This window comes from Streptomyces sp. NPDC093591, assembly GCF_044764885.1.
Lineage (GTDB): Bacteria > Actinomycetota > Actinomycetes > Streptomycetales > Streptomycetaceae > Streptomyces.
On record NZ_JBIWIY010000020.1, the window covers coordinates 185935 to 209358 of the forward strand.

Consider the following 23424-nt stretch of genomic DNA (forward strand, 5'->3'; position numbering starts at 1 on the left):
GCGCACAATAGGTGCATGGAACCCATCAGTCCGCTGGAGCAGGCGCTGCACGCCGCCCGCGCCCTCGTGCTCGCCGACCTGGTCGCGGGCAAGGTCGCCGAGGCGGACGTCGTGTCGCTGGTCGAGGAGTCGGTCGTACAGCGGCGCTGGTGGGTGGAGCAGTGGCCGGAGGGCGCGGCGTACGTGGCGGGGCTGGTCGCCCAGGACGTACAGGACGCCCTGCTGGAACGGCACGGGCGCTGGCCGCTGTGCCCGGTGTGCGGCACCGGTGACCCGCATGCGCTGGACGTCGAGCCGGAGTTGGGGCCCGATCCGCACTGGGTGTGCCATCAGGCGGGGGTGAAGGTCGCGGCGGTCGGATCGCTGGGGTCGGCCGGCCCGGGCGGGGCGCCGTCCTCGTGAGACGCGTGACGTCGTGACGATCTACATAGACCCGCCGACCTGGCCGGGGCACGGGCGGATGTGGTCGCACCTCGTGAGCGACGTGTCGTACGACGAACTGCACGCGTTCGCCGAGAAGTTGGGGGTGCCGCGGCGCGCCTTCGAGCGGGATCACTACGACATCCCGTCGCATCGGTACGCCGATGTGGTGCGCGCGGGTGCCGTGGAGGTCAGCAGTCGTGAGGTGGTGCGGTTGCTGACGGCGGCGGGGTTGCGCAGGCCGAAGGGGCGGGCCATCGGCTGACGCCCCCTCGGCCTCGGGTGGAGCACTCCCGGCTAGGCGAACTGGCCGGGCTGGTAGCTGCCCGCGGGCTGCTGGATCATGACGTTCAGCCGGTTGTAGGTGTTGATCATGGCGATCAGGATCACCAGGGCGGCGAGCTGTTCCTCGTCGTAGTGCTTGGCGGCGTTCTCCCAGATCTCGTCCGGGACCCCGCCGGCGCCGTCCGCGATGCGGGTGCCCTGCTCGGTGAGTTCCAGGGCGGCGCGCTCGGCCTCGGTGAAGCAGGTGGCCTCCCGCCAGGCCGCGACCAGATTGAGGCGCAGCCAGTCCTCTCCGGCGGCCACCGCGTCCTTGCTGTGCATGTCGGTGCAGAAGCCGCAGCCGTTGATCTGGCTGGCGCGGAGCGTCACCAGGTGCTGTGTGCTGACCGGCAGCGGCGAGTCGTGCAGCACCTTGCCGGCCGCCGCGAAGTGCTTGATGACCTTGCCGGCGATCGGGTTCTCGAAGAGGTTCAAGCGGGCGTTCATGGCCAACTCCCATGCCGTTGTCGTCGGGTTACACGGATATGACGGAACGGCTCGGCGGGATGTGACATGGATGGATGTGACCTGGGTCACCGTCCTGCCCTCACTCTTGGGCGTGCTCGGTTCGGCGCATGGGGTACCAGGTCTCTCCGGTCGGCTGGGGCGGGTCGGACAGGTTCCAGCTCCAGGAGAGCGTCGGCGTGATGCGCAGGTAGTGACCGGGGCCCACCATGCCGACCCGCTCCACGGGGCCGTCCGCGACGCCGTACACGCGGATGCCGCGGGCCACGAACGGCTCGATGGAGAGCAGGTCGTCCACGACGAAGGCCACCTTGTCGCGGCCGTGCGCGACATTGCGGAACTTGCGCGTGCCGAGCACCTGCGCGCCGGTGCCGCCGACCCAGAAGTGGGTCCCGTCGAACTCCAGGGCCACCGGGACCACGTCGGGCTGCTCGCCCGCGCAGAGGCTGGCGAGGCGGGCGAGCGGGTTCGAGCTGAGGTAGGCGATCTCCTCGTCGGTGAACGACACGGCGGCTCCCTCCGGCGAGTTGGCTGGCTCCGCTCCAGGCTAGGCGCCCAGGGGCTGCTTCCTACGGACGTACAGCTGGAGTGCCGGGTCCATGTCGTGCTCCTCCCGTGCCATCCGCTCCTCCTCGATGCTCGCCCGGAGGTATCCGGCGCGCGTGGCCACGCCCTGCGACGGGACGTTGTCCCCCTCGATCGTCGCGAACAGCAGCTGGATGTCGTCCCTGGACAGGGCCCACTCGGAGAGGGTGGTCAGGGCCTCGGTCGCGTAGCCGTGGCCGCGGGCAGACTCCGCGAGGTCGTAGCCGACCTCGGCCCTGCCCTCGTCGTCCGGCACGCCGTGGAAGCCGATGCCGCCGACCGCGCGGCCGTCCTGTGGCCGTACGAGGACGAACAGCCCCCACTGAGGCCGGTGCACGCCCCCCTCGTACGCCTTCATCATCCACTCGGCGGCCTTACGCGTGCCGTCGAACGGCCCGCCCTCGACCCACACGAACCCGCCGTCCCCGCCGGCGCGCAGATCGGCGGCCGCCGCCGGGGTGACGCCCTGGAGGGTGAGGCGGTCGGTGGGGATGACGAGGTTGTTGCGCCAGCGCCACTCGGTGACCGGCGCACGGCCGGGCAGGTCGCCGCGGCCGGTGGCCCACAGCAGGGTGCGCCAGTGGTCGGGGCCGGGCTGGACGTGCGGGAAGAGCCGGGTGAGGACGAACTCGGGGAGTTCGGCGGGCGGTTCGTATGCCAGGCCCAGGCCCTCGGCGATGTCGTGCGTGTGGAGGAGGACCTCGGCGACTCCCATCGCGGCGAAGCCCTCGCGGTTCGCGCTGCGGAAGGGGTACGGGTGGAAGGCGCGGACCTCGGGGGGTGTGGTGCGGATGGTGGCGACGAAGAGGGCACCGGTCGTCTCGATGACGTGGATCAGACCGTGGTTGTCGGTGCCGTCGTCGAGGGTGATCTCGAAGGGGACGTAGTCGTCCTGGGCGCGGCCCGCCAACTGGGCGGCGTACGCGATGAGATCCTCGGCGATGTGGAACGCCGTCTGGTGGCAGGTCCACTCCAGCCGGCCGGCGTTCGCCCCTTCCCAGTCCCGGTCCGTCACCGTTCGCAGCAATGCCGCGCAGCTCGCGACGGCCTGTTCCACGCGTTCCCCGTTTATGTCTCGCATGCCGTGCAGGCTACGGCGGCGGGCCGGTCACAGCGACAGCATTTCCAGCTCGGCGGAGAGGTTGTAGCGGGCGGTGGCCTCCCACTTCTCCTTGCCGTACGGCGTGCTGAACAGGCTTGGCAGGGCGAGGAGTTGGCGCAGGATCGCGGCGCGGCCCTCGCGGAAGGCGTCGTTCGGGACGAAGTGGTACTCCTCGCGGACGGCGGCCGTGTAGGCGGCGTACGCGGAGGGCGGCGCGGCGAGGATCGCGAGGTCCGCGTCGCAGAGGACCTGGCCGTCGCGGTCGTCCGGGGCCGGGGCGTGGGTGGTGGTGAGGCGGACGAGGCGGGCCACCTCGGCGGTCCGCTCCGCGGGGACGCCGGCTTCCGGCAGGGCGCGTTCGGCGAGGCGGGCGGAGCGCTCCTCGTTCTCCGAGCGGTCGGGGAGGTACACGGCGTCGTGGAACCAGGCGGCGAGGCGTACGACGTCCGGGTCGTCGGCGTGGTCGGCCAGCTCGTCGATGTGGTCCAGGACCGCGGTGAGGTGGGTGAGCGTGTGGTAGTGGCGCTGCGGTTCCTGCCAGCGGGTGAGGAGGTTGTCGGCGTACGGGGCCGGGTCGGGGGTGGTGGCGGGGGCGCGGGTCGCGTCGAGGGCTCGGGTGAAGCGGGTGCGCAGGGTGTCGAGATCGGCCATGGCGTCATTGTGGCGGGTGTGCCGGCGATCTCCCGGGCACGCGTGCGGCTGCCTGGGCCTGTCCGGCGGATCGGACCGGCTGCGAGAAACGGTGCGGAACGCCGAGCCGGGCCCGGGGCGACGGGGGTGCCCCAAGCGCGAGCCGGGCGAAGCCGGTTCACGCGTGCGGGAGTCGGCAACCGACGGCAACGCGGCAGATACGCGTGCGGGAGTCGGCAACCGACGACAACGCGGCAGATGCGCGTGCCGGATCCCGCGAGACCGGCATGATTCGCCGGGCAGGTCCTAGCGTGGACGCCATGACTTCTGCTGACGTGCACGACGTACGGGATCCCGAGTTGCCGGGGCGGTTGCTGGTCGTCGAGCGGGATGCGCTGGTTCCGCTGTTGCGGGGGAGGCCGGCGGCGGACTTCGCGCTGCCGACCGTCGCGTGTCCGGGGTGGTCGGTGCGGGATGTGCTGGCGCACTGTTCGGCCGCGCTGATGCGGGTGGTGGAGAACCGGTTCGAGGAGGGCGTCTTCTCGCCCGAGTCCAACGAGCGGGACCTCGCCGAGCGGGCCGGCTGGACCGACGCGCAGGTCGTCGACGAGCTGGAGCGCGGGATGACCGAGGCGGGGCCGGTGATCGCCAAGGCCGGCGGGGCGTTGGACGGCATCGCGCTCGGGGAGTGGGTGCACGCCGGGGACGTACGGGAGGTGCTCGGGGAGCCGGGTGCGTACGCGGGGGCCGGGCTGCCCGACGCGCTCCGGCTGCTCGCGTGGCTGACCCGGGAGCGGCGGCACGTCCCGCTCCACGCCGACCTGGACGACGTCGACGAGCCCCTGCGCCTGGGGGAGGCGGCGGCTCCACGACCGCCGGCGCGGTACATCGGGGACGCCGCCACGCTCGTACGGCTGTACGCGGGGCGGCCAGTGGAGGGGGCGTCGTACGAGCTGGCGGGGGCGGAGGCAGGGGAGCTGAACATCTTCAGGTGACCCTGCGCCTCCTTCGGCGGGCCTGAACCACGTACGCTTGGATTGGACTAGACCTGTAGTCGCCGTCGAATGCCGAGGAATGGGGTCCCATGAGCGAGCGTGCAGTCCTGGAGGTGATCGCCCTCGGCGTCGAGGACGCGGTCGCCGCCCAGGCCGGGGGTGCGGACCGGCTGGAGCTCGTCACCGACATGGCCGCCGACGGACTCACCCCGTCCGTCGAGACCTTCGCCGGGATCCGGGCCGCCGTCGACATCGACCTGCGCGTGATGCTGCGGCTGGTGGACGGGTTCGGGGCGGGGGACGCCGAGCGGGTGGTCCGGTTGGCGCGGCGGATGCGGGAGGCCGGGGCCGAGGAGTTCGTGCTCGGGTTCCTGGACGAGGAAGGGGCCGTCGATCTGGCGGCCGTGGAACTGGTCGTCGCGGAGCTGGCCGGGTGCCGGTGGACGTTCCACCGGGCCATCGACCACGCGGCCGACCGGGACGCGCTGCGCAAGCAGCTGGCGGATCTTCCGGGACTCGACACCTACCTCACCGCGGGATCGGCCGCGGGAGTGGACGACGGTCTCCCCACGCTGCTCGCCGAGGCGGGGCGGAGCGGGGAGCCGGGGTACGAACAGCAACTCCTGGTGGGCGGCGGGCTACGGCTGGACCATGTGCCGCGGCTCCTCGCCGCCGGCGTCGACGGGTTCCACATCGGCGGCGCCGCCCGCCCGGAGGGCTGGGAGCGGCCGGTTTCGGCGGCGGCGGTCGCCCAGTGGCGGGCGGCGCTGGACCGGCCTTAGTCCTCCGGGTGCCTAACGCTTCAGCGGGCGCAGGCACAGATACGTCGCGTCGTCCTTGCTGTACATCAGGTAAGGCACGTAATCCCCGGCTTCGCACACACCGTTCGCCGGAGCGTAGACGCGGTACTGCGCGGCGGCGGCGTCACAGGGCTCGGGCTTGAGGTCCTGCGCGGGCCAGGTCTCGTCGTTGCGGGCACACGAGCCGGCCGTCAGGGTCGGATAGTCGCGCCGGGGCGTGGAGGCACCGCTGTCATCGCGGTCACTCGGCCCGACGGCCAAGCCGAGGAGCGCGAGCACCGGGAACGCCACCATCACCAGCCCGAGCAGGCACAGCGGGATCAGGGCCAACACCCCCGCCGGCCTCCTGAACACCGGCTTGCCCGGATCCAGCGGCGGCCGCCAGCCCGGCGCGACCGGGTCGGGCATGCGCTTGATCCCGGACAGCGCGCCGAGGTTGCTCAGCAGGGTGATGGGCGTGATGAACACCGACAGCGCTCCCCACCAGCCCAGCACCAGGGTGTCCGCCTGCATGTCCCGGAAGCTCGCCAGCGCGCAGGTGCGGCAGAACAGCCCCTCGCGCTTCAGGAACTTCATGATCACCACCATCCCCTGGTGACCTCGGACCGTCACCGGCGCGGCGGGCATCGCCCCGCACACCTGACAGACGGCCGTCGGCACGCCGTAGTGGTACGGCACCGGTATCGGCTGCTGCTGATACGCGGGATACGAGGGCGGGGGCGTGTTCAACGGAGGCCTCTCCAAAGGGACATGTCAGAACAGCACCGCACCCTACTCGGCGAGCTGCGGCGGCAGCGGCGCCGCGTGCGTCACGATCAGCCCGGACACCGCCCGCGTCAGGGCGACGTACAACCGCCGCAGCCCCGTCCGCTCGTCCGGCTCCCCGTCCACCACCGCCCGCGGCTCGTCCAGGACGACGTAGTCGTACTCCAGACCCTTCGCGAGCGACGCCGGGACCAGCGTCAGGCGGGTCTGCCGGGTCGTCTCCTCACCCGGCGCCAGGTACGTGATCCCCGCCTCCGTCAGCGCCTCTGCCAGGGCCGGGATCCGGGCGTCCGCGGCGATCAGGCCGATCGAGCCCTCGTGGCGCAGCAACTCCTCGCACGCGGCGACGACTTCGCCCGTCTCCGACACGCCACGGACCTCGAAGAACCCCGGATTCTCACGGATCGACGCCACCGGCGTCAGGCCCGGCGCGATGGACGGGAGGAGCCGGGAGGCGTACGTGATGACGTCCGTCGGGACGCGGAAGCCGGCCGTCAGCTCCTCGATCACCCCCTCCGACTTGCCGAGATGCGCCAGCGCCTCGTCCCAACTCCGCGTCGCCCAGGGGGTCGTGCCCTGTGCCAGGTCACCGAGGACCGTCGCCGAACCGGTCGTGCAGCGGCGGCCGACCGCCCGGTACTGCATGGGGGACAGGTCCTGCGCCTCGTCGAGGACGACATGGCCGAGGGACGGCGTGCGCGCGACGACGTCGTTCGCCTCGTCGATCAGCACGGCGTCGGCGGGGGACCACTTGGCGGCCTTGACGCTCCGCGCCGGCTTCGCCCACAGGATCGTCTTCTGCTCGTCCTCGTTCAGCAGCCCCTGAGCGTGTACGGCGAGGAAGTCCGCGTCCGAGAGCAGGCGCAGGACGAGTTTCGCCGGGTCGACCGGCGGCCAGATCGCCTTGACGGCGGCCTTCACCGCGCCGTTGCGGGCCACCGCGTCCTGCACCCGGTCGTCCGGCGCCTCTCCCGACCGCTCCATCTGCACCAGCACGGCGTGCGCGATGCGCTGCGGGAGGGCCTCGCGGGCGGCGCCGTAGCGGATGTCGCGGGCGAGCAACTCGCGGACGATCTCCTCGACTTCGTACGCCGGGACACGCCACCTGCGCGATCCGCGTACGACGACCACCGCCTCCGTCGGCATGGTCACATGCGAGTAGACGGCGCGCCGCAGCACCTCCGCCATCCTCGCGTCGCCCTTGACGACCGCGGCCGCCGCGTCGTCCGTGCCGCGCACCTCGACGTGCGCGACCAGGTCGTCGACCGTGGCCTGACGGACCGCCAACTCGCCCAGCGCAGGCAGCACTTGCTCGATGTAGTGCAGGAAGGACCTGTTCGGCCCGATGACGAGCGTGCCCGTGCGGGCGAGCCGCTCTCGGTGGGCGTACAGCAGATACGCCACCCGGTGCAGGCCGACGGCCGTCTTCCCGGTGCCCGGGCCGCCCTGCACACAGACGGTTCCGCCGAGCCCGGACCGTACGATCTCGTCCTGCTCCGGCTGGATCGTCGCCACGATGTCGCGCATCGGGCCGACGCGCGGGCGCTCGATCTCCTGCTGGAGCAGCTTGCTCGTCTTCGCCGCCTCCGCCGGGTCGGAGAGGTGCTCGTCCTCGTACGCCGTGAGGTCGCCGCCCGTGTAGCCGAAGCGGCGGCGCAGTCCGACGTCCATCGGGTCCTTCTTGGACGCCCGGTAGAACGGCTGGGACACCGGCGCCCGCCAGTCGATGACCATCGGGTCGCCCTCGGCGTCGTGCACATGCCGGCGCCCGATGTAGAAGCGCTCACCTTCCGCGCCTTCCGCCCCCTCCGCGCCGGGTGCGTGCAGATAGTCGAGCCGCCCGAAGAACAGCGGGGTGTCGCTGAGGTCGGCCAGCGCCTTGATGCGCAAGTCGATCTGGTGGGCGAGGACTTCGGCATTGACCCAGTTCGCGGTCACGTCGCTGATGTCGAGCGACTCGACGTCCTCCCGCATGGCACGCAGAGCGGCACGGGAGGAGGCGAGGTGGGAGCGCTCTCGGAAGAGCGGGTCGAGGGGGTCGTCGACGGGCGTGGCCAAGGGGGTGCCTCCGGGGGGACCTACAGGTAGGTGAGCGCAGGTAGGTGATCGAGAGAGCCGACCGGTTTCCGTCCGGGCGGCGGCACTCCGCGGGGGGAGGCGGGCAAGAGCGGAGATTTTAGGCGAGCGGAGAACACGAACGCCACCGAATATTGCGCCCGCCGGCCGCAGCGAATTCCGCCGGGGGTTTCGGTGTGTGGGCTGGCGGGGGTCGCGTGGGGGCTTCGGTCTGTGGGCTTGCGTGGATGTGTTGGGGGTTTCGGCCTGTGGGCCGGCGTGGGTTGTGTCGGGGGTCCCGAGCCTGTCGGCTCCCGTGGGTTCCGGCGCGGGTTCGGTCGGGAGTTCTGTCCCGGTGGCTGCCGTGGGTCCTCGGCCCAGTCTCCGCTGCGGATTCCGGTCTGCTGTCGGCCGTGGGTGCCCGGTCCGGACTTCGCCGTGGATCCCGCCGCTGCCCGCCGCGGGTCCTCGGCCCAGACTTCGTCGTGGACGCCGGTTCGCTGTCGGCTGTGGGTCCTCGGCCCAGGCTTCGTCGTGGATGCCAGTCCGCTGTCGGCCGTGCGTCCTCGGCCCAGACTCCGCCGTGGCTCCCGGTCCGCCGCCCGCCGCGCATTCCGCCCCAGGCTCCGGCCCGGATTCCGTCCCCTAGGGGGACGAGGCCCTCCCCCCTGAGGGGAAGCAGTCCGCCCGGAGGTGTACGTCGGTAGTAGGCGGCTTCGGCCCGCAGGCCGATGCGGTCTTTATGCCTGCGAATCCATCATGGAGACATGAGCGCAGCAACCATCAACCCAGCCCCCGTGGGTCCCCGCGGAGCGACAGCGCTCCAGGGGAGTCACCACCGTCATCGCCTCGGCGAAGCCCTGCGTGCCGTCAGGGTGTTCGCAGGTGCGGCCTTCGACGTGATCATCCTCGGCGAGTACGGCGAGGAGGCGGGCGTCCGCCGCAAGTGACCCTCTAGGGTCACCGCGTGGCCCGCCGATCACGCACCGACATCCTCCGATCGCACAACGCAACGCCCGTTGTCCTGCTGATTGTTTCCGGCCTCTCGCTGGCGGCCTTCACGGCCCTCTGCCTCCACCAGCGCATCCCGATGGCCGACGCGCTGGTCTACCGGGCGGAAGGACAGGCGGTCCTGCGCGGCGGCGGCGACCTCTACGGCTTCACCGTCACCGAGTGGCAGCTCCCCGCCACCTACCCGCCCTTCGCAGCGCTCCTCTTCGTCCCGGCGGCACTGCTCCCGGTGCCGGCCCTCAAAGCGACCTTCCTGGCGGGCAACGCGCTCCTGCTCGCCGCACTCGTCCAACTCTCCGCGCGCCTGGCAGACCTGCCGAAGATCCGCCTCCCGCGCCGGACGGCCCTCTGCGCCGCCACGGCCGCGGCCCTCTGGCTGGAGCCGGTCTTCCAGACCCTCCTCTTCGGCCAGATCAACCTCGCCCTGGCCTGTCTGATCCTGTGGGACCTCACCCGTCCGTCGGGCGCCCGCTGGAAGGGCGCCGCAATCGGAATCGCGGCCGGGATCAAACTGACGCCGGCGATCTTCATCGCGTACCTGCTGGTGCGCGGTCGGCACCGCGAGGCCCGGACGGCGACGGCGGCCTGCGCAGGGACGGTCGTGCTCGGCGCCCTCGCCCTCCCCTCCGCGAGCCTCGACTTCTGGACCCGCCGCCTCTATGAGACGGACCGCGTGGGCAAGGCCTGGATCGTCGACAACCAGTCGCTGCAGGGCCTGATCGCCCGCGCCCTCGGCGACCCGGCACCGGGCCCGGCGGCCTGGGCGCTGCCGTGCGCGGCGGTCGCGCTCACCGGCCTGTGGCTGGCCGCACGTGCCGTCGAGGACCGTCACGCGATCCTGCTCACGGCGTTCACGGCGCTGCTCGTCTCACCGATCAGCTGGTCCCACCACTGGGTGTGGTGCGTCCCGCTGATCGTCGTACTCCTGGCGGAGGGCCGTACGCGTACGGCCGCGCTCGTGGCCCTCGTCTTCACCGCCCGCACGATGTGGCTGCTGCCGCACCAGGGGGACCTGGACCTGCAACTGCCCTGGTGGCAGCAGCCGTTGGCGTCGCCGTACCCCCTCCTGGTGGCGGCTCTGCCGTTTGCGTATGACAGGATGATCATTCGCAATTCGAGCAATCGAGCAAATCAAGCAAACGGGGAAGCACCATGCGTTTCGCATCGCTTCGCAAGACAGCCGCCGGCCTGACCGCCGCCACCACCCTCGCCCTGGGCGCCACCCTCCTGGCCGCGCCCACCGCCTCCGCCGTCGGGTCCTCTGCCTGCACCACGAACATCAAGGACACGACCCGCCAGATCACGCGCTGGGGCGACACCATCATGCGCAACGGCCCGGGCGAGAGCTACCGGAAGAAGAAGGGGCTCTTCACGGGTGAGGAGGTCCGCGTGTACTGCAGGGCGTACAACAAGAACACCGGCACCTACTGGTACTACGGCAAGAACGGCAAGACCAAGGGCTGGGTCGACGAGTACGCCTTCTAGCCGGACTTCAGCCGTACGCCTTCCGGCTAACGGCCCTCGGTGAGGATGTCGTCCGCGTCCACGATCCGGTACGCATACCCCTGTTCCGCCAGGAAGCGCTGGCGGTGGGCGGCGAAGTCCTGGTCGATCGTGTCGCGGGCGACGACCGAGTAGAAGTGGGCCTGGTGCCCGTCGGCCTTGGGTCGCAGGACCCGGCCGAGGCGCTGGGCCTCCTCCTGGCGGGAGCCGAAGGTGCCGGAGACCTGGATGGCGACGGTCGCCTCCGGCAGGTCGATGGAGAAGTTGGCGACCTTGGACACGACGAGGACGCTGATCTCGCCCTGCCGGAAGGCTTCGAAGAGCTTCTCGCGCTGGGCGTTGGAGGTCTCGCCCTTGATGACCGGGGCGTTCAGGTGCTCGCCCAGTTCGTCGAGCTGGTCGATGTACTGGCCGATGACCAGGATCTGCTGCCCGGCGAAACGCCGGACGATGGCCTCCGTGACCTTCCGCTTGGTGTCGGTGGTCGCGCAGAAGCGGTACTTCTCCTCCTGCTCGGCGGTGGCGTACGCGAGCCGCTCGGAGTCCGTCAGATTGACCCGCACCTCCACACAGTCCGCGGGCGCGATGTAGCCCTGCGCCTCGATCTCCTTCCAGGGCGCGTCGAACCGCTTGGGGCCGATGAGGGAGAAGACGTCGGACTCGCGCCCGTCCTCGCGGACGAGGGTGGCCGTGAGGCCCAGCCGCCGCCGCGCCTGCAGATCGGCCGTGAACTTGAAGACGGGCGCGGGCAGCAGATGCACCTCGTCGTAGACGATCAGCCCCCAGTCCCGGGAGTCGAACAGCTCCAGGTGCGGATAGACACCCTTCCGCCTGGTGGTGAGCACCTGGTACGTGGCGATGGTGACGGGCCGGATCTCCTTGCGCGTCCCGCTGTACTCGCCGATCTCGTCCTCGGTCAGTGACGTCCGCTTCACCAGCTCGTGCTTCCACTGCCGGGCGGAGACGGTGTTGGTGACGAGGATGAGGGTGGTCGACTTCGCCTGCGCCATGGATCCGGCGCCGACGAGGGTCTTCCCGGCGCCGCACGGCAGGACGACGACCCCACTCCCCCCGTGCCAGAAGTTCTCCACGGCCTGCTTCTGATACGGCCGCAGCGCCCACCCGTCCTCGGCCAGCTCGATCGGATGCGCCTCGCCGTCGACGTACCCCGCGAGGTCCTCGGCGGGCCAGCCCAGCTTCAGCAGGGTCTGCTTGATCTGCCCCCGCTCGGAGGGATGGACGACGACGCTGTCCGGGTCGATACGGGCGCCGACGAGGGGCGCGATCCGCTTGGAGCGGAGCACCTCCTCCAGGACCGGACGGTCGGTGGTCGTCAGGACCAGCCCGTGCGCCGGGTGCTTGCTCAGGGTCAGGCGGCCGTACCGGTCCATCGTCTCGGCGATGTCGACCAGCAGCGCGTGCGGCACCGGATACCGGCTGTACTCCACCAGCGCGTCCACGACCTGCTCGGCGTCGTGCCCCGCCGCGCGCGCGTTCCACAGCCCGAGCGGCGTCACCCGGTACGTGTGGATGTGCTCCGGCGCCCGCTCCAGCTCCGCGAACGGCGCGATGGCACGACGGCAGTCGTCGGCCCGCTCGTGGTCGACTTCCAGGAGCAGGGTCTTGTCGGACTGGACGATCAGTGGACCATTCACGCGCGGCAACCTTTCCGTACGGCCGGACGGCGCGACCAAACGTCCAGTGTGCCTGATCGTCGCCCGGGCCGGGGCGGTCGGCGTCTGCGGTCCTACAGGATGTCTATTCAGCCCTGTGGGTGGTTCGGTTGAGCTGTTCGGCGGTCGCTTCCGAAGAATGGCGGATCGTGACGACCACGACAATCGGTTACGCCCTGTTCGCCACCCGCTGGCTCCAGGCCCCTCTGTACTTCGGGCTGGTGGCCGCGCAGGGCGTGTACGTCTACAAATTCTTCTACGAGCTGTGGACCTTACTGGTCCGGTGCGTGAGCGGGCAGGCGACCGAGACGTATGTGATGCTCGCCGTCCTGAAGCTGGTCGACGTCGTCATGATCGCCAATCTGCTGATCATGGTGATCGTCGGCGGCTATGAGACGTTCGTCTCGCGCATCGGCCTGCAGGGCCACCGCGACCAGCCCGAATGGCTCTCGCACGTCAACTCCAACGTGCTGAAGGTGAAGCTCGCCACCGCCATCGTCGGCATCTCCTCGGTCCATCTGCTCCAGATGTTCGTGGATGTGCACCACACCTCCCGGCACTCACTGCTGTGGGGCACGGTGATCCACATGGCGTTCATCGTCTCGGCGGCGATCCTGGCGTACATGTCGGGGCCGATGGCCGCGTACCGCGCCGATCACGCACTGCACAGGGAGGGCCGGGAGCAGGAAGCCGACGGGGCGTTGTCGCAAGCGGTGCCCGCGGCGTCGTCCGCGCCGCCGTCGGAAGCGCTGGCCGCCGTGCGCTCCGTGCCGGTCCCGGCCCAGGCGTCCGCCCCGCACGCGGCCGCCGACGCCGGTGCCGAGGCCCGAGTCCTGGCCGCCGGGTTTCCCGCCCGCAAGCTCCTGGAGGACTTCGACGAGGCGCACCCGCGGACCTTCGACCGGGAGGCGGTGGCCCGGCTCGGCAAGCTGGACTTCGTCGCCGCCCGCCGGAACGTGGTCTTCGTCGGCCCGCCCCGGCACCGGCAAGACGCATCTGGCCGTCGGCCTCGGCGTGCGCGCCTGTCAGGCCGGCCACTCGGTGCGGTTCGCGACGGCCGGGGAGTGGGCGGCACGGCTGGCCGGCGCACAGGACACGGGCCGGCTCGCCGAGGAGCTCACCGCGCTCGACGACCACGCCCTGCTGATCGTCGACGAGGTCGGCTACACCCCCTTCGACGCGGAGACCGCCGCCCTCTTCTTCCGACTGGTCGCGCACCGCTACGAACGGGCCTCACTGATCGTGACCAGCGACCGTCCGCTCGGCCGCTGGGACGAGATCTTCGGCGGCCCCTCCGCGCTGGCGATGGTGGACCGGCTGGCCCACCACGCCGAGCTCGTACGGATCGACGGCGACAGTTACCGGATGCGCCGCGCTACTTCAGGATGGGCAGACCGAGGTTGTTGACCAACGGTCCCTCGATGGTGACGCCCTCGGTGACCAGGGACTCCGCGTCGGCGGCCGGGACGGGCAGCGGCAGGGCGGAGGCCGGGGCGGCCCCGGTGGCGAGCACGCCCACGAGGGCGGCGGCGACGACGGTGAGGCAGGCACGTGTAGTGCGCATAGGTATGACGGGCCTTTCACAAGCTGGCGCTGGCTGGAACGTGACGACCGGGCCGGCCCGGCAGGGCCGGCACCGGCCCGGGAGGCCGCGGGGACGCGTCAGAGCGTCAGGCCTCCGCCGAGATCGATGCCGACCGCCGCGGCCTGGGCGGCGAATGCGCCGACCATGGCGGCGGTGGCGGTCAGCACGGTGGCGATGCGACGAGCAGTGCGCATGGGACAAGTACCTCTCTTTTGCGCTCACTTGAGCGTTATCAGGACAACGGGTGGCTGCCCTGCGCCGCGCGGCGCGATGCGGAAAGGCCCTGAAGCTCCCTCATGAGTTGGAAACACCCGGCGTGGCGTGCATGGAACGCCGGGTACACCCGAACGAGTCAGATCTGGTCGTCCGCCAGCTCCGCCACCCCCGTGATCCGGTGCAGCGGATACGTCCGTACCTCGTCCGCGGTGTGGTCGTACGCCGTCACGAAGCCGCCCTCGACGCGTACCGGGGCGATGACCCGTTGGCTCGCGGTGCCCTCGGCGTTGACGTAGCCGATCCACAGGGCCTCGCCGGTCAGGACGGCGGCCTGCATGGTGGCGAGGGTCTCGGCGGAGGTCGTGCGGGGGAGGTCGCCGCCGGTCACCGGGGCCGCGGACGCGCTCGGTCTGCGCGGGGTCGTGGAGGCGAGGTCGCCCGCGCGGATGGCGCGGATCGCGGCCGCCAGCAGGGTGGCGTCCGGTGTCGGCGGGCCGTCGGGGACCGGCTCGGGGGCCGTGCGCGGTGGGGTGCGGTGGGCGTCGGCGCGGGTGATCAGGACGTCGCCCTCCGCCGACTCGGCGGCCGGGGCGAAGCCCATCGCGCGCAGGCCGTCGAGCAGTGTCGCCGGGTCCGCCCGGGTGGCCAGGACCGTCGGGGCCAGGCGGCGCAGGTGCAGGGCCGCGGCCCGCTTGTCGGCGAGGATCTCGTTCAGCAGGGCGTCGTCGTCGCAGCGGACGTACGCCGAAGCGGCGCCCACCCGCAGGTGGCCGTGCTTACGGGCCACGTCGTCGATCAGGTACGCCAGCGGCTGCGGCACCGGCGTACGGGAGTGCTCGGCGAGGAAGGCGTGCAGGTCGGAGGCGGTGCGGCCGGCGTCGAGGGCGCGGCGTACCGAGCCGGGCGTGAAGCGGTAGACCGTCGCGCCGCCCTTGGACTCCACGTCCGCGAGCACCCCCAGCATCTCGGCGAGGGGGCGCCGCAGAGGGCCGGGTGCCACGGCCGTGAGGTCGGCCTGGAGGAGGACGTGGTCGAGCGGCTCGGGGAGGAGGGGGGCGAGGAGACGGGCGGCCGCCGCGGAGGCGACGGCCTGCTCGGTGGGGGAGAGGGGCTCGGGGGGCGCGGCCGGGCGGTGATGGTGCACGGGGAGTTTGTCGCCGGGGCCGACCGGCTCCCCGGCGGCCGGCTCCGGCAGCCGCGCACCCAGCAGCGCCCGCCCCTGCGCCGACAGCGCCCCGCGCCCCGTCACGCCCAGCAGCTCCGCCTCGCTCAGCGTCCAGCGGGCGAGGCGGCCGCGCAGGTCGTCGTCCTGCTGGGGCCCCCGCAACGGCCGTTCCCAGCGCAGCCGCGCCAGCACCGACTCGGCGGACGGGGACGCCCCCTCCGGCAGCCCGGCGAGCAGGGCCAGCACCCGGTGCCGTACCTCCGGCGCGGCCGAGCGGTCCAGGCCCGGGCCCAGCGCCGACAACGTACGGTCCTTCGCGTCCCGCCCCCCGACCACGCCCGCCGTACGCGTCGCCGTCAGCCACGCCTCCGCCAGCCGCACCCAGCGCTGCGCCGGGGGCTGCTCCAGCCACTCGTCGTAGGCGGGCGTCGCCGCGTACCGCTCGTCGGCCTCGCCGTCGGAGGCCAGCAGCCCCGCGGCGTAGGCGAGCTCGACCCAGAACGCGGCCATCGGCTCGGAGACGTCGAGCGCGACCGCGGTCCGCTTGAGGTCGCGCACGCTCAGGCCACCCGCCCGCAGTACGGCCGGCCCGCCCTCGTCCCAGTCCTTCAGCAGTTCCTCGACGGTCGCCAGCGCCGTGTACGCCTGCCCGGCCGCGGTCGCGTCCACCATCTGCGGCCGGTGCGTCGCGGTCGCCTCGACGGGCGGCGGCAGTGGCTCGGTGGTGCGGTGCGCGCGGCCGGCACGCAGATGCAGGGCCACCTCGCGGGGGAGTACGACGGTGCCGGGCGCCGTCGGCAGGAGCAGGCCGCGGTCCAGCAGCCAGCGCAGATGGGCCGCGGGGTCGGCGGTGACCTGGCCGTACGGCGGCCCCCAGACCAGGCGGGTGAGGACCTCCCGGGACTCCTCCGGGGCGTCGGCGAGCAGGGCCGCCATGCGCCGCCGGTCGGTGAACAGGGCGGTGAGCGACGACACGGCGGACACGGCGTCGTGCGTCGAGGGCAGCCCGGCCGCCGTGACGATCTCCTGGATACGGCCCGGCGACATGCCCGCGGTGGCCTCCTGCACGGTCGGGCCCAGTCCGGTGGGTGACGGGTGCTGCGGCGAGGGCGCCAGCAGCTCACGTGCCGTACGCACGAGCCGCAGCCGGTCGTCGGCGCCCCACACCAGGGCCTGGTCGCGCAGGGTCCCCAGGGCGTGCGGAAGCGCGCCCGCGACGGCCGGATCGCCTTCGTCGCCCGCCATCAACGCGAGCAGTTCGTCGTACGTCGCCGGATCCGCCGCCACGGCCAGCGCCTGGGCCGTCTGCAGCGCGAAACGGTCCAGCCGCTCCAGGGCACGCACCACGGAGGCCCGCGTCCCGGCGCGGGTGGCCAGCTGCGTGAGGTCGGTCGGGACGGGGGTGATGAGGTCGGGGCGGCTGCGCAGGAGCACGGCCAGGGAGGCGTCGTCCCGCACACGGAGGGCTTCCGCGAGGGAACGGGGCGGTGTAGCCGGGTCGCTCATCCGACCCACGGTAGCGGGTGGGGCGACGGGGCAGGGGGTGTGCCGGACGCCTGAAACGCGGTCCGAAGGCGAACGGAACGTTTCACAGATGGCCCCCGGATGAACATCGTCCGGAGGATTCCCGCGCCTCTGGCAACACCGCGCACCCACTGGTCACCCTGGGCTCCCTGCCAACTGCTTCACGGCTCAAGGGAATCGGGGGATCCTGCGGTGGGCGAACAGATCGAGCGGTGGATCGCGATCCTCAGTCTCGGGTTTCCCGTGGTGGCGTTCCTGTGGGAGTTCGCCATCGTCGGCCGCAAGCGGCTCGGCTACCGGGTGCAGATGGACACCCTGGCCGCGGACGCCGCCGACAAGCCGTACGCCGGTGTGCTGGGGGACATGGAGCACGACGGCCACCAGCTCAAGGACCCCTCGTTCGTGCTGCTGCGCATCGAGAACGCCGGGTCGGCCAAGATCGTCTCCGAGGACTACCTGGCCGACCCCGCCGACCCCTACGGCATCAGGGTCACCTTCCGGAACCGCCGGGTCGCGGCCGTGGTCCTCACCGACCCGAGCAACAACGCGCTGCGCGACTTCTTCTTCGAGGAGGTGACGGAGGGCGACAACCTTCGTGTCGTCGCCAAACCCGGCTTCCGCCGCAGCAACAACGTGCAGGACCGCACGGGCACCATCCGGCTGCCGAAGGTGACCCTGCCCCGCGGCGCCGAGTACAAGGTGCTCGTCGTGCTGGAACGCTGGCCCGACGACCACAGCACCGACAACTTCCCGGACCCCGTCGTCCAGGGGACCGACGGGCACGACCGTTGGTACGACCCGCTGATGCGGTTCTTCCGCCTGAAGGCGACCAGGACCGAGAGCCATGTCTTCGCTTCCCGCCCCGCCTGGTGGGCCATCGGGATCCTGATCGCGGCCGTCGTCGTCCAGGCCTCCTTCACCCTCTTCCTCCGCGACGACCGGCGGCCCCCACTGGACTGCGTCGGCGGCACCCTGTACCTGCACGGCTCCACCGCCTTCGCGCCCGCGGTACGGGCCGCCGCACGCGACTACCTGAAGCGCTGCGAGGGGGCGGACGTGCACATCCCGCTCGCGGACGACACCTTCAAGGGCAGCACCGACGGCGTCACCGACCTGGACAGAGCCGGAAAGGACGCCGGCATCCCGGTCGGCGAGGGCCTCGGCGACCACATCGCCTTCACCGACGGCATGGCCTCCGACGGCCACCCTCGGCTCATCCCCCGCCCCGTCGCGCTGTCCGTGTTCACCCTCGTCGTCAACAAGGACGCGGGCGTGCAGAACCTGAAACTCGCCCAGATCCGCGAGATCTTCGCCGGCCGCATCCAGAACTGGACCGAGGTCGGCGGCAACGACGTACCCGTCCACCTCATCAACCGCGACCCCGGCTCGGGCACCCGCAGCACCCTCGTCGCCAAAGTCCTGGGCGGCAAGGAACCGCCCCAGTTCACCGAGACCGACTGCGCTTCCCTCAACCCGAAGCGGTACGGCCGCTGCGAGGTCACCAGCACCGACACCATGCTGAACACCACCGCCGCGACTCCCGGCGCCATCGGCTACAGCGAGACCGCCGGCGTCGACGGCCACAAGGCGTCCGGCGGACTCGTCAAGGTGACGATCGACGGCCGGGAACCCACGGCGGAGGGCGTCGAGGACACCGACTACCCCTACTGGCAGACCGAGTTCGCCCACACCTACGGCGAGGCCCCGGCCGGCTCCGTCGCCGCGGCCTTCCTGAACTTCCTCACCCAGCAGAGCGGCCGCGACATCCTCCGCGACCACGGCCACGGCCTCTGCTCCGAAGTCCAGAACTCGGGTGAGTGCCGCCCCCTCTGACGCCCCACCCACTGGTCCGACCCACCCCACCCACCCTGTCCTGCGCTAACGTCGTCCCACCGGGCATCCAACGCACCCACCCCGGAGGGGACTTCGTGGGGATCGAGAGCGACCAGGTCGTCTACGAGTATCTGAGCCGCGTCGGCGACGTGGCTCAGCAGCGGCAGTTGCCGTCGGCCACCCGCATGCGCCTGGTGAACGAGCTGCGCGGCGAGATCGACCGGCGGCGCGCGAAGGCCCCCGTCGACAGCCCCGCCGCCGTCCGCCGCATCATCGCCCGCCTCGGCACTCCGGACGAGGTCGTCACGGCCGCAGGCGGCAACGCCGCCCCCGCACCCCAGGCGCCGGTCACCTCCGTGCCCGCCCAGCCGGACAGCCGGGCCGACGAGGAACGGCCCAAGGGGCTGCGCCGTATGGTGCCGCGCCCGCGCCCCGCCGAGACGCCGGCGGCACCCGACGCCGCGCCCCCACCGCCCCACCTCGCCGGCACGGCGGACCTCGGCGGCAGCGCGACCCACCCCGACTGGTGGCGGGTGGACAGCAGCCCCTTCGGGCCCGGCGAGGACGTCCCGGGATTCGTCGGGGGCGTCGAGATCCCGGAGATGCTCAGGCGCCCGCCCTCGCCGGAAGAGACGCTGCTCAAGAAGAAGGAGCCCGCCGAGGACGCCGAAACGGCCGCCGTCGAGCAGGCCGACGCCCCGGAGGCGGACACCGCCGCCCCCCGTCGCCGCCGCCTCCTGCCCCGCCGCCCGGCCCTCCCCACCGGCCGCTGGACCAACCCCCTGCTCCTGCTCGCCGCCGCCCTCCTCGTCGCCGGCGCCATCCTCGGCAACCTCATCGCCCTGCTCCTCGGCTGGCTCATCGCCTGGGGCTCGCGACGGCTGTCGGACGCCGAGACCAAGTGGGCGGTCGTGATCCTGCCCGGCCTCTCACTCACGGCAGGAGTGGTCTGGCTGTGGGGCCGCACCAACGGCCGCTGGGGCACCCCGATCGCCGAGGGCCACATGAACGCCGCGCTCAGCGAAACCTGGCCCTGGGTACTGCGGGGTGCGGCGGTGGCATCGGCGCTGTTCATCGTCTGGCGTTCACAAAAGCAGCAGTAGTCCGTAGCCAAGGGCGCGGTGACCCACCCAGGGGCGCGGGGAACTGCGCGACCAGCCCCCACATCCCCGCAGCCGCCACTCCACATTCACGACCGAGCTACTGGGCGAAGGCACAATGGCCCATATGGCACTCACCGTCGGCTTCGACCTCGACATGACCCTCATAGACTCCCGCCCCGGCATCCACGCCTGCTACACCGCACTCGCCGAGCGCACAGGGACGTACATCGACGCCGACCTGGCGATCACCCGGCTCGGGCCACCGCTGGAGGAGGAGCTGGTCAACTGGTTCCCGGCGGAGCACGTCCCGGCGACAGCCGACCTGTACCGCGAGATGTACCCCACGATCGCCATCGCCGCCACGCCCGCCCTCCCCGGCGCCTGCGAGGCGATCACCGCCGTACGGGAGACGGGCGGCCGCGCGATCGTCGTCACCGCCAAGTACGAGCCGAACGCCAAGCTGCACCTGGAACACCTCGGCATCGAACCGGACGCGGTCATCGGCAACCTCTGGGCCGAGCAGAAGGCCGACGCCCTGCGCGAGTACGCGGCGAGCGTCTACGTCGGCGACCACCAGGGAGACATCCGCGCCGCCCGCGCGGCCGACGCCCTGTCCGTCACCGTGGCGACCGGACCGTACGGCGCCGATGAGCTCGGCGCGCTCGGCGCGGACGTCGTGCTCACGGACCTGACCGCGTTCCCGGACTGGCTCGCCGGCTACCTCGACGGGACACCGCGCGCCTGACGCCGGCCGGCCGCGATCGACCGGAACACACCGGCGCCTGCGACGAGGAATCCGACGCCCATGAGCATGCTCAATCCGAACATGTACGTCGGAAATGGCGTCGTACCGAGCAGGAACGGGGCCACAGTGACCAGAGTGGCCACGGCACCGATGAAGAACACGACCGCACCGGCACGGATCAGTCGGTCACCGGGAGCGGCGGAATTCGTTTGGGTTTTGTCGCGCACCGGACCAGGGTAGTTCCCTGCGCGAAGGAACAACCGGGCGACGTCTTGTCACCGGCCCCGGGAGCATTAGCCTTGGTAGCGGCGGGTCATGGTCGACCCGCTGTAGTGCTATCAAGAGCCGTTTTCAGAAGCAGTTTTCCGACGAGTACGAGGACGAGGACAGACGTGCCTACCGGCAAGGTCAAGTGGTTCAACAGCGAGAAGGGCTTCGGCTTTCTCTCCCGCGACGACGGCGGTGACGTCTTCGTCCATTCCTCGGTCCTCCCCGCCGGAGTCGAGACACTCAAGCCGGGTCAGCGCGTCGAGTTCGGCGTGGTCGCCGGCCAGCGCGGCGACCAGGCGCTTTCGGTCACGGTCCTGGACCCGACCCCGTCGGTCGCGGCCGCCACTCGCAAGAAGCCGGACGAACTGGCGTCCATCGTCCAGGACCTGACGACCCTCCTGGAGAACATCACGCCGATGCTGGAGCGAGGCCGCTACCCCGAGAAGACCGCCGGCAAGAAGATCGCCGGCCTGCTGCGGGCGGTCGCCGACCAGCTCGACGTATAGGGACCCGACGGATTCAACGGACCCAACGGACTTAACGGCCTTAACAGGCTCAACGGGCTTACGGGTCCAGCGCAGCGCGGCCGAGGGGCGGTACCAGCCCCTCGGCCGCCGCGCGTGGCACCTCTTTCACCGTGCGGCTCAGGGGAACGAGAGGGCCTCGGGCCCGAGCGCCGGCACGAGACCTTCTGCCGCCGCGCGTGTGAGCAGCCCCCGCACCGCCGCATACCCGTCCTCGCCGAGGTCGGCGGTGAACTCGTTGACGTACAGGCCGATGTGCTGGTCGGCGACGGTCGGGTCCATCTCCTGGGCGTGCTCCATGACGTAGGCGCGAGAGGCCTCGGGGTCGTCCCAGGCGGCGCGTACCGAGGTGCGGATCGAGTCGGCGAGCAGGGTCAGAGTGGCCGCGCCCAGGGACCTCTTCGCGATGATCGCGCCCAGCGGGATCGGCAGCCCGGTCGTGGCCTCCCAGTGCTCGCCCATGTCCGCGAGCTTGTGCAGCCCGTAGTTCTGGTACGTGAAGCGCGCCTCGTGGATGACGAGCCCCGCGTCGACCTTCCCGTCCCGCACGGCGGGCATGATCTCGTGGAACGGCATGACCACGATCTCGCCGACCCCGGCGGGGAGCGTGTCCGCCGCCCAGAGACGGAACAGCAGGTAGGCCGTCGACTTCTCGCTCGGTACGGCGACCGTACGCCCGGTGAGGTCCAGGCCCGCCTCCCGCGTCAGCACCAGCGGCCCGCAGCCCCGGCCCAGCGCGCCGCCGCAGGGCAGCAGGGCGTACTCGCCGAGGACGTACGGCAGCACGGCGTACGACACCTTCAGCACGTCGAACTCGCCGCGCTCGGCCATGCCGTTGGTGATGTCGATGTCGGCGAAGGTGACGTCGAGGGCGGGGGCGCCGGGGACGCGGTCGTGGGCGAGGGCGTCGAAGACGAAGGTGTCGTTCGGGCAGGGGGAGTACGCGATCCGCAACGGCTCACTGCTCATGGGGGTTCCAACTCTCCAGTACGTCCGCGAGCTTCCCGAAGCCCTCCGTCAGCGCGGCCAGCGCGTCACCGATGCGCCAGGCGGCGCGGTCGCGGGGGCCGACGGGGTTGGAGACGGCGCGCAGCTCCAGCACGGGCGTGCGGTGCGCGGCCGCGGCCTCGGCGACACCGAAGCCCTCCATGGCCTCGGCGAGGGCGGTGGGGTGGCGTTCGCGCAGCTCGGCGGCGCGGACGGCGGTGCCGGTCACCGTGGAGACGGTGAGGATCGCGCCGGGGCGCGCTCCGGTGGCGGTCGCCACCTCTCGTACGAGTGCTTCGGGAGGACGGTGGGTGACGGTGCCGAAACCCAGCTCGGTCACGGGCAGGAAGCCGTCGGGGGTCTGCGCGCCGAGGTCGGCGACGGTGATCTCGTCGGCGACGACGAGGGAGCCGACGGGGGCGTGGGGCGCGAAGCCGCCCGCGATGCCGGCCGAGACGACCAGGCCGTAGGGGGCGCCTTCGAGGGCGGCCGTGGTGAGGGCCGTGGCGGTGGAGGCGGCCGCCAGGGCGGGGCCCACACCGGCGGCGATCACGTCGACGCCGGGTGCCTCGAGCGCCTGGGCCACCGCGTCCCGCTCAGCGGGGACCGCGGTGGCCACCAGGACACGTACGGCGGACGTGGTCAGCTGTCCTTCTTGAGCTTGAAGGACCACAGACCCGTGACGTCCTGCTCGCCCTCCTTGATCGACACCAGCGTGGAGTCGCCACTGGCGCCGTACTGGGCGTTGAAGAACACGCTGCCCGGGATGGTGCGGTAGGTCTTCTTGCTGGAGTCGGTGAGCGGCTGACCGTTCATGAGGACGGTCCAGCCCTCGTCCGCGATCTCCGGGTCGACTCCGAAGCGCACGGTGTCGTCGGGGTCCACCTTGATGGACTTGATGTCCTTGTCCTTCAGGCACTTCGCCAGGTCCGCGGTCTTCAGGGCGTCGCCCTCACCACCGCAGGTGGCCTCCGCGTTGACGGAGGCGGTGCCGACGGTGATCGTCGCCATCGGCGTCGGCTTGTCGCAGGCCGACAGGACGAGCAGTCCGGCGGAAACGGCGCCGGCGGCGGCGAGCGCGCGGCGGCGTCGCACTACGGAATGCATCCAGGTCATGGGCGAAGGCTATCGGGCCCGTGTGACG

Annotated in this window: 24 protein-coding genes and 1 pseudogene; 12 read left to right on the top strand and 13 right to left on the bottom strand. The window is 71.7% G+C overall.

Annotated features, from left to right (window positions below):
- Nucleotides 1-15: 15 nt before the first annotated feature.
- Together ACIREI_RS36700 and ACIREI_RS36705 are read left to right on the top strand one after the other, a co-directional pair.
- Nucleotides 16-402, top strand: a complete 387-nt coding sequence (locus ACIREI_RS36700) for a hypothetical protein (protein ID WP_403342515.1) — start codon at nt 16-18, stop codon at nt 400-402.
- A 13-nt stretch (nt 403-415) separates the two neighbouring features.
- The gene (locus tag ACIREI_RS36705; RefSeq protein WP_403342517.1) at nt 416-685 is read left to right on the top strand and encodes a DUF4031 domain-containing protein; all 270 of its coding nucleotides are present in this window, start codon (nt 416-418) and stop codon (nt 683-685) included.
- 32 nt (nt 686-717) lie between these two features.
- Here ACIREI_RS36705 and ACIREI_RS36710 read toward each other — a convergent pair whose 3' ends face one another.
- The 4 genes from ACIREI_RS36710 to ACIREI_RS36725 form a co-directional block, all read right to left on the bottom strand.
- On the bottom strand, nt 718-1191 hold the full coding sequence (locus ACIREI_RS36710) for a carboxymuconolactone decarboxylase family protein (RefSeq protein WP_403342520.1): 474 nt from the start codon (nt 1189-1191) through the stop codon (nt 718-720).
- A gap of 100 nt (nt 1192-1291) precedes the next feature.
- Nucleotides 1292-1717 carry a PPOX class F420-dependent oxidoreductase gene (locus tag ACIREI_RS36715; RefSeq protein ID WP_403342522.1) on the bottom strand — a complete coding sequence of 142 codons (426 nt, stop codon included), beginning with the start codon at nt 1715-1717 and terminating at the stop codon, nt 1292-1294.
- Nucleotides 1718-1756: 39 nt separating this feature from the next.
- Nucleotides 1757-2875 carry a GNAT family N-acetyltransferase gene (locus tag ACIREI_RS36720; protein ID WP_403342525.1) on the bottom strand — a complete coding sequence of 373 codons (1119 nt, stop codon included), beginning with the start codon at nt 2873-2875 and terminating at the stop codon, nt 1757-1759.
- Between the two features lie 27 nt (nt 2876-2902).
- On the bottom strand, nt 2903-3547 hold the full coding sequence (locus ACIREI_RS36725; protein ID WP_403342527.1) for an HD domain-containing protein: 645 nt from the start codon (nt 3545-3547) through the stop codon (nt 2903-2905).
- A gap of 299 nt (nt 3548-3846) precedes the next feature.
- On the opposite strand from ACIREI_RS36725, the gene ACIREI_RS36730 reads away from it, so the two are divergent.
- Together ACIREI_RS36730 and ACIREI_RS36735 are read left to right on the top strand one after the other, a co-directional pair.
- Complete coding sequence (locus ACIREI_RS36730) at nt 3847-4521, top strand: maleylpyruvate isomerase family mycothiol-dependent enzyme (protein ID WP_403342529.1); 675 nt, start codon at nt 3847-3849, stop codon at nt 4519-4521.
- Nucleotides 4522-4610: 89 nt separating this feature from the next.
- Nucleotides 4611-5303 carry a copper homeostasis protein CutC gene (locus ACIREI_RS36735; RefSeq protein WP_403342531.1) on the top strand — a complete coding sequence of 231 codons (693 nt, stop codon included), beginning with the start codon at nt 4611-4613 and terminating at the stop codon, nt 5301-5303.
- A gap of 12 nt (nt 5304-5315) precedes the next feature.
- Here ACIREI_RS36735 and ACIREI_RS36740 read toward each other — a convergent pair whose 3' ends face one another.
- A complete protein-coding gene (locus tag ACIREI_RS36740) occupies nt 5316-5981 on the bottom strand; it encodes a hypothetical protein (RefSeq protein WP_403342534.1) in 666 nt (221 codons plus the stop codon).
- Nucleotides 5982-6092: 111 nt separating this feature from the next.
- Nucleotides 6093-8144 (bottom strand): HelD family protein, encoded by a 2052-nt coding sequence (locus ACIREI_RS36745; protein WP_403342536.1) that lies wholly within the window; start codon nt 8142-8144, stop codon nt 6093-6095.
- A gap of 764 nt (nt 8145-8908) precedes the next feature.
- Between ACIREI_RS36745 and ACIREI_RS36750 the strand changes: the two genes are divergently transcribed.
- The 3 genes from ACIREI_RS36750 (at nt 8909) to ACIREI_RS36760 (ending at nt 10637) form a co-directional block, all read left to right on the top strand.
- Nucleotides 8909-9091 carry a hypothetical protein gene (locus ACIREI_RS36750; RefSeq protein ID WP_403342539.1) on the top strand — a complete coding sequence of 61 codons (183 nt, stop codon included), beginning with the start codon at nt 8909-8911 and terminating at the stop codon, nt 9089-9091.
- Between the two features lie 140 nt (nt 9092-9231).
- Nucleotides 9232-10344 carry a glycosyltransferase 87 family protein gene (locus ACIREI_RS36755; protein ID WP_403342660.1) on the top strand — a complete coding sequence of 371 codons (1113 nt, stop codon included), beginning with the start codon at nt 9232-9234 and terminating at the stop codon, nt 10342-10344.
- Entirely contained in the window at nt 10305-10637 is a 333-nt protein-coding gene (locus ACIREI_RS36760) for a hypothetical protein (RefSeq protein WP_403342541.1), read from the top strand. The genes ACIREI_RS36755 and ACIREI_RS36760 overlap by 40 nt, the downstream gene beginning before the upstream one ends.
- Before the next feature lie 26 nt (nt 10638-10663).
- Here the strand turns inward: ACIREI_RS36760 and ACIREI_RS36765 are convergent, their stop codons facing one another.
- Nucleotides 10664-12310 carry a DNA repair helicase XPB gene (locus ACIREI_RS36765; protein WP_403342544.1) on the bottom strand — a complete coding sequence of 549 codons (1647 nt, stop codon included), beginning with the start codon at nt 12308-12310 and terminating at the stop codon, nt 10664-10666.
- A gap of 119 nt (nt 12311-12429) precedes the next feature.
- Between ACIREI_RS36765 and istB the strand changes: the two are divergent.
- Nucleotides 12430-13735 (top strand): annotated as a pseudogene (gene istB, locus ACIREI_RS36770) (IS21-like element helper ATPase IstB).
- Here istB and ACIREI_RS36775 read toward each other — a convergent pair.
- Entirely contained in the window at nt 13704-13892 is a 189-nt protein-coding gene (locus ACIREI_RS36775; RefSeq protein ID WP_403342546.1) for a hypothetical protein, read from the bottom strand. The pseudogene istB and the gene ACIREI_RS36775 overlap by 32 nt on opposite strands.
- Nucleotides 13893-14265: 373 nt before the next feature.
- Nucleotides 14266-16800, bottom strand: coding sequence for a helicase-associated domain-containing protein (locus tag ACIREI_RS36780; protein ID WP_403342548.1), 2535 nt, complete (start codon nt 16798-16800; stop codon nt 14266-14268).
- A gap of 210 nt (nt 16801-17010) precedes the next feature.
- On the opposite strand from ACIREI_RS36780, the gene ACIREI_RS36785 reads away from it, so the two are divergent.
- The 3 genes from ACIREI_RS36785 (at nt 17011) to ACIREI_RS36795 (ending at nt 20499) form a co-directional block, all read left to right on the top strand.
- Complete coding sequence (locus ACIREI_RS36785; RefSeq protein ID WP_403342550.1) at nt 17011-18651, top strand: substrate-binding domain-containing protein; 1641 nt, start codon at nt 17011-17013, stop codon at nt 18649-18651.
- Between the two features lie 95 nt (nt 18652-18746).
- The gene (locus ACIREI_RS36790) at nt 18747-19754 is read left to right on the top strand and encodes a hypothetical protein (protein WP_403342553.1); all 1008 of its coding nucleotides are present in this window, start codon (nt 18747-18749) and stop codon (nt 19752-19754) included.
- 115 nt (nt 19755-19869) lie between these two features.
- Nucleotides 19870-20499, top strand: coding sequence for an HAD family hydrolase (locus ACIREI_RS36795; protein WP_403342554.1), 630 nt, complete (start codon nt 19870-19872; stop codon nt 20497-20499).
- On the opposite strand, the gene ACIREI_RS36800 is transcribed toward ACIREI_RS36795, so the two are convergent.
- A complete protein-coding gene (locus ACIREI_RS36800) occupies nt 20472-20726 on the bottom strand; it encodes a hypothetical protein (RefSeq protein ID WP_128431991.1) in 255 nt (84 codons plus the stop codon). The two genes, ACIREI_RS36795 and ACIREI_RS36800, sit on opposite strands and share 28 nt — an antisense overlap.
- 165 nt (nt 20727-20891) lie before the next feature.
- On the opposite strand from ACIREI_RS36800, the gene ACIREI_RS36805 reads away from it, so the two are divergent.
- A complete protein-coding gene (locus ACIREI_RS36805; RefSeq protein WP_058924654.1) occupies nt 20892-21275 on the top strand; it encodes a cold-shock protein in 384 nt (127 codons plus the stop codon).
- Nucleotides 21276-21413: 138 nt separating this feature from the next.
- On the opposite strand, the gene ACIREI_RS36810 is transcribed toward ACIREI_RS36805, so the two are convergent.
- The 3 genes from ACIREI_RS36810 to ACIREI_RS36820 are packed head-to-tail and all read right to left on the bottom strand — an operon-like array spanning nt 21414 to nt 23396.
- The gene (locus ACIREI_RS36810) at nt 21414-22262 is read right to left on the bottom strand and encodes a 1,4-dihydroxy-6-naphthoate synthase (protein ID WP_403342557.1); all 849 of its coding nucleotides are present in this window, start codon (nt 22260-22262) and stop codon (nt 21414-21416) included.
- Nucleotides 22252-22953 (bottom strand): futalosine hydrolase, encoded by a 702-nt coding sequence (locus ACIREI_RS36815; RefSeq protein ID WP_403342560.1) that lies wholly within the window; start codon nt 22951-22953, stop codon nt 22252-22254. The genes ACIREI_RS36810 and ACIREI_RS36815 overlap by 11 nt, the downstream gene beginning before the upstream one ends.
- A complete protein-coding gene (locus ACIREI_RS36820) occupies nt 22923-23396 on the bottom strand; it encodes a DUF2771 domain-containing protein (RefSeq protein ID WP_403342563.1) in 474 nt (157 codons plus the stop codon). Before ACIREI_RS36820 ends, ACIREI_RS36815 begins: the two co-directional genes overlap by 31 nt.
- Nucleotides 23397-23424 lie beyond the last annotated feature (28 nt).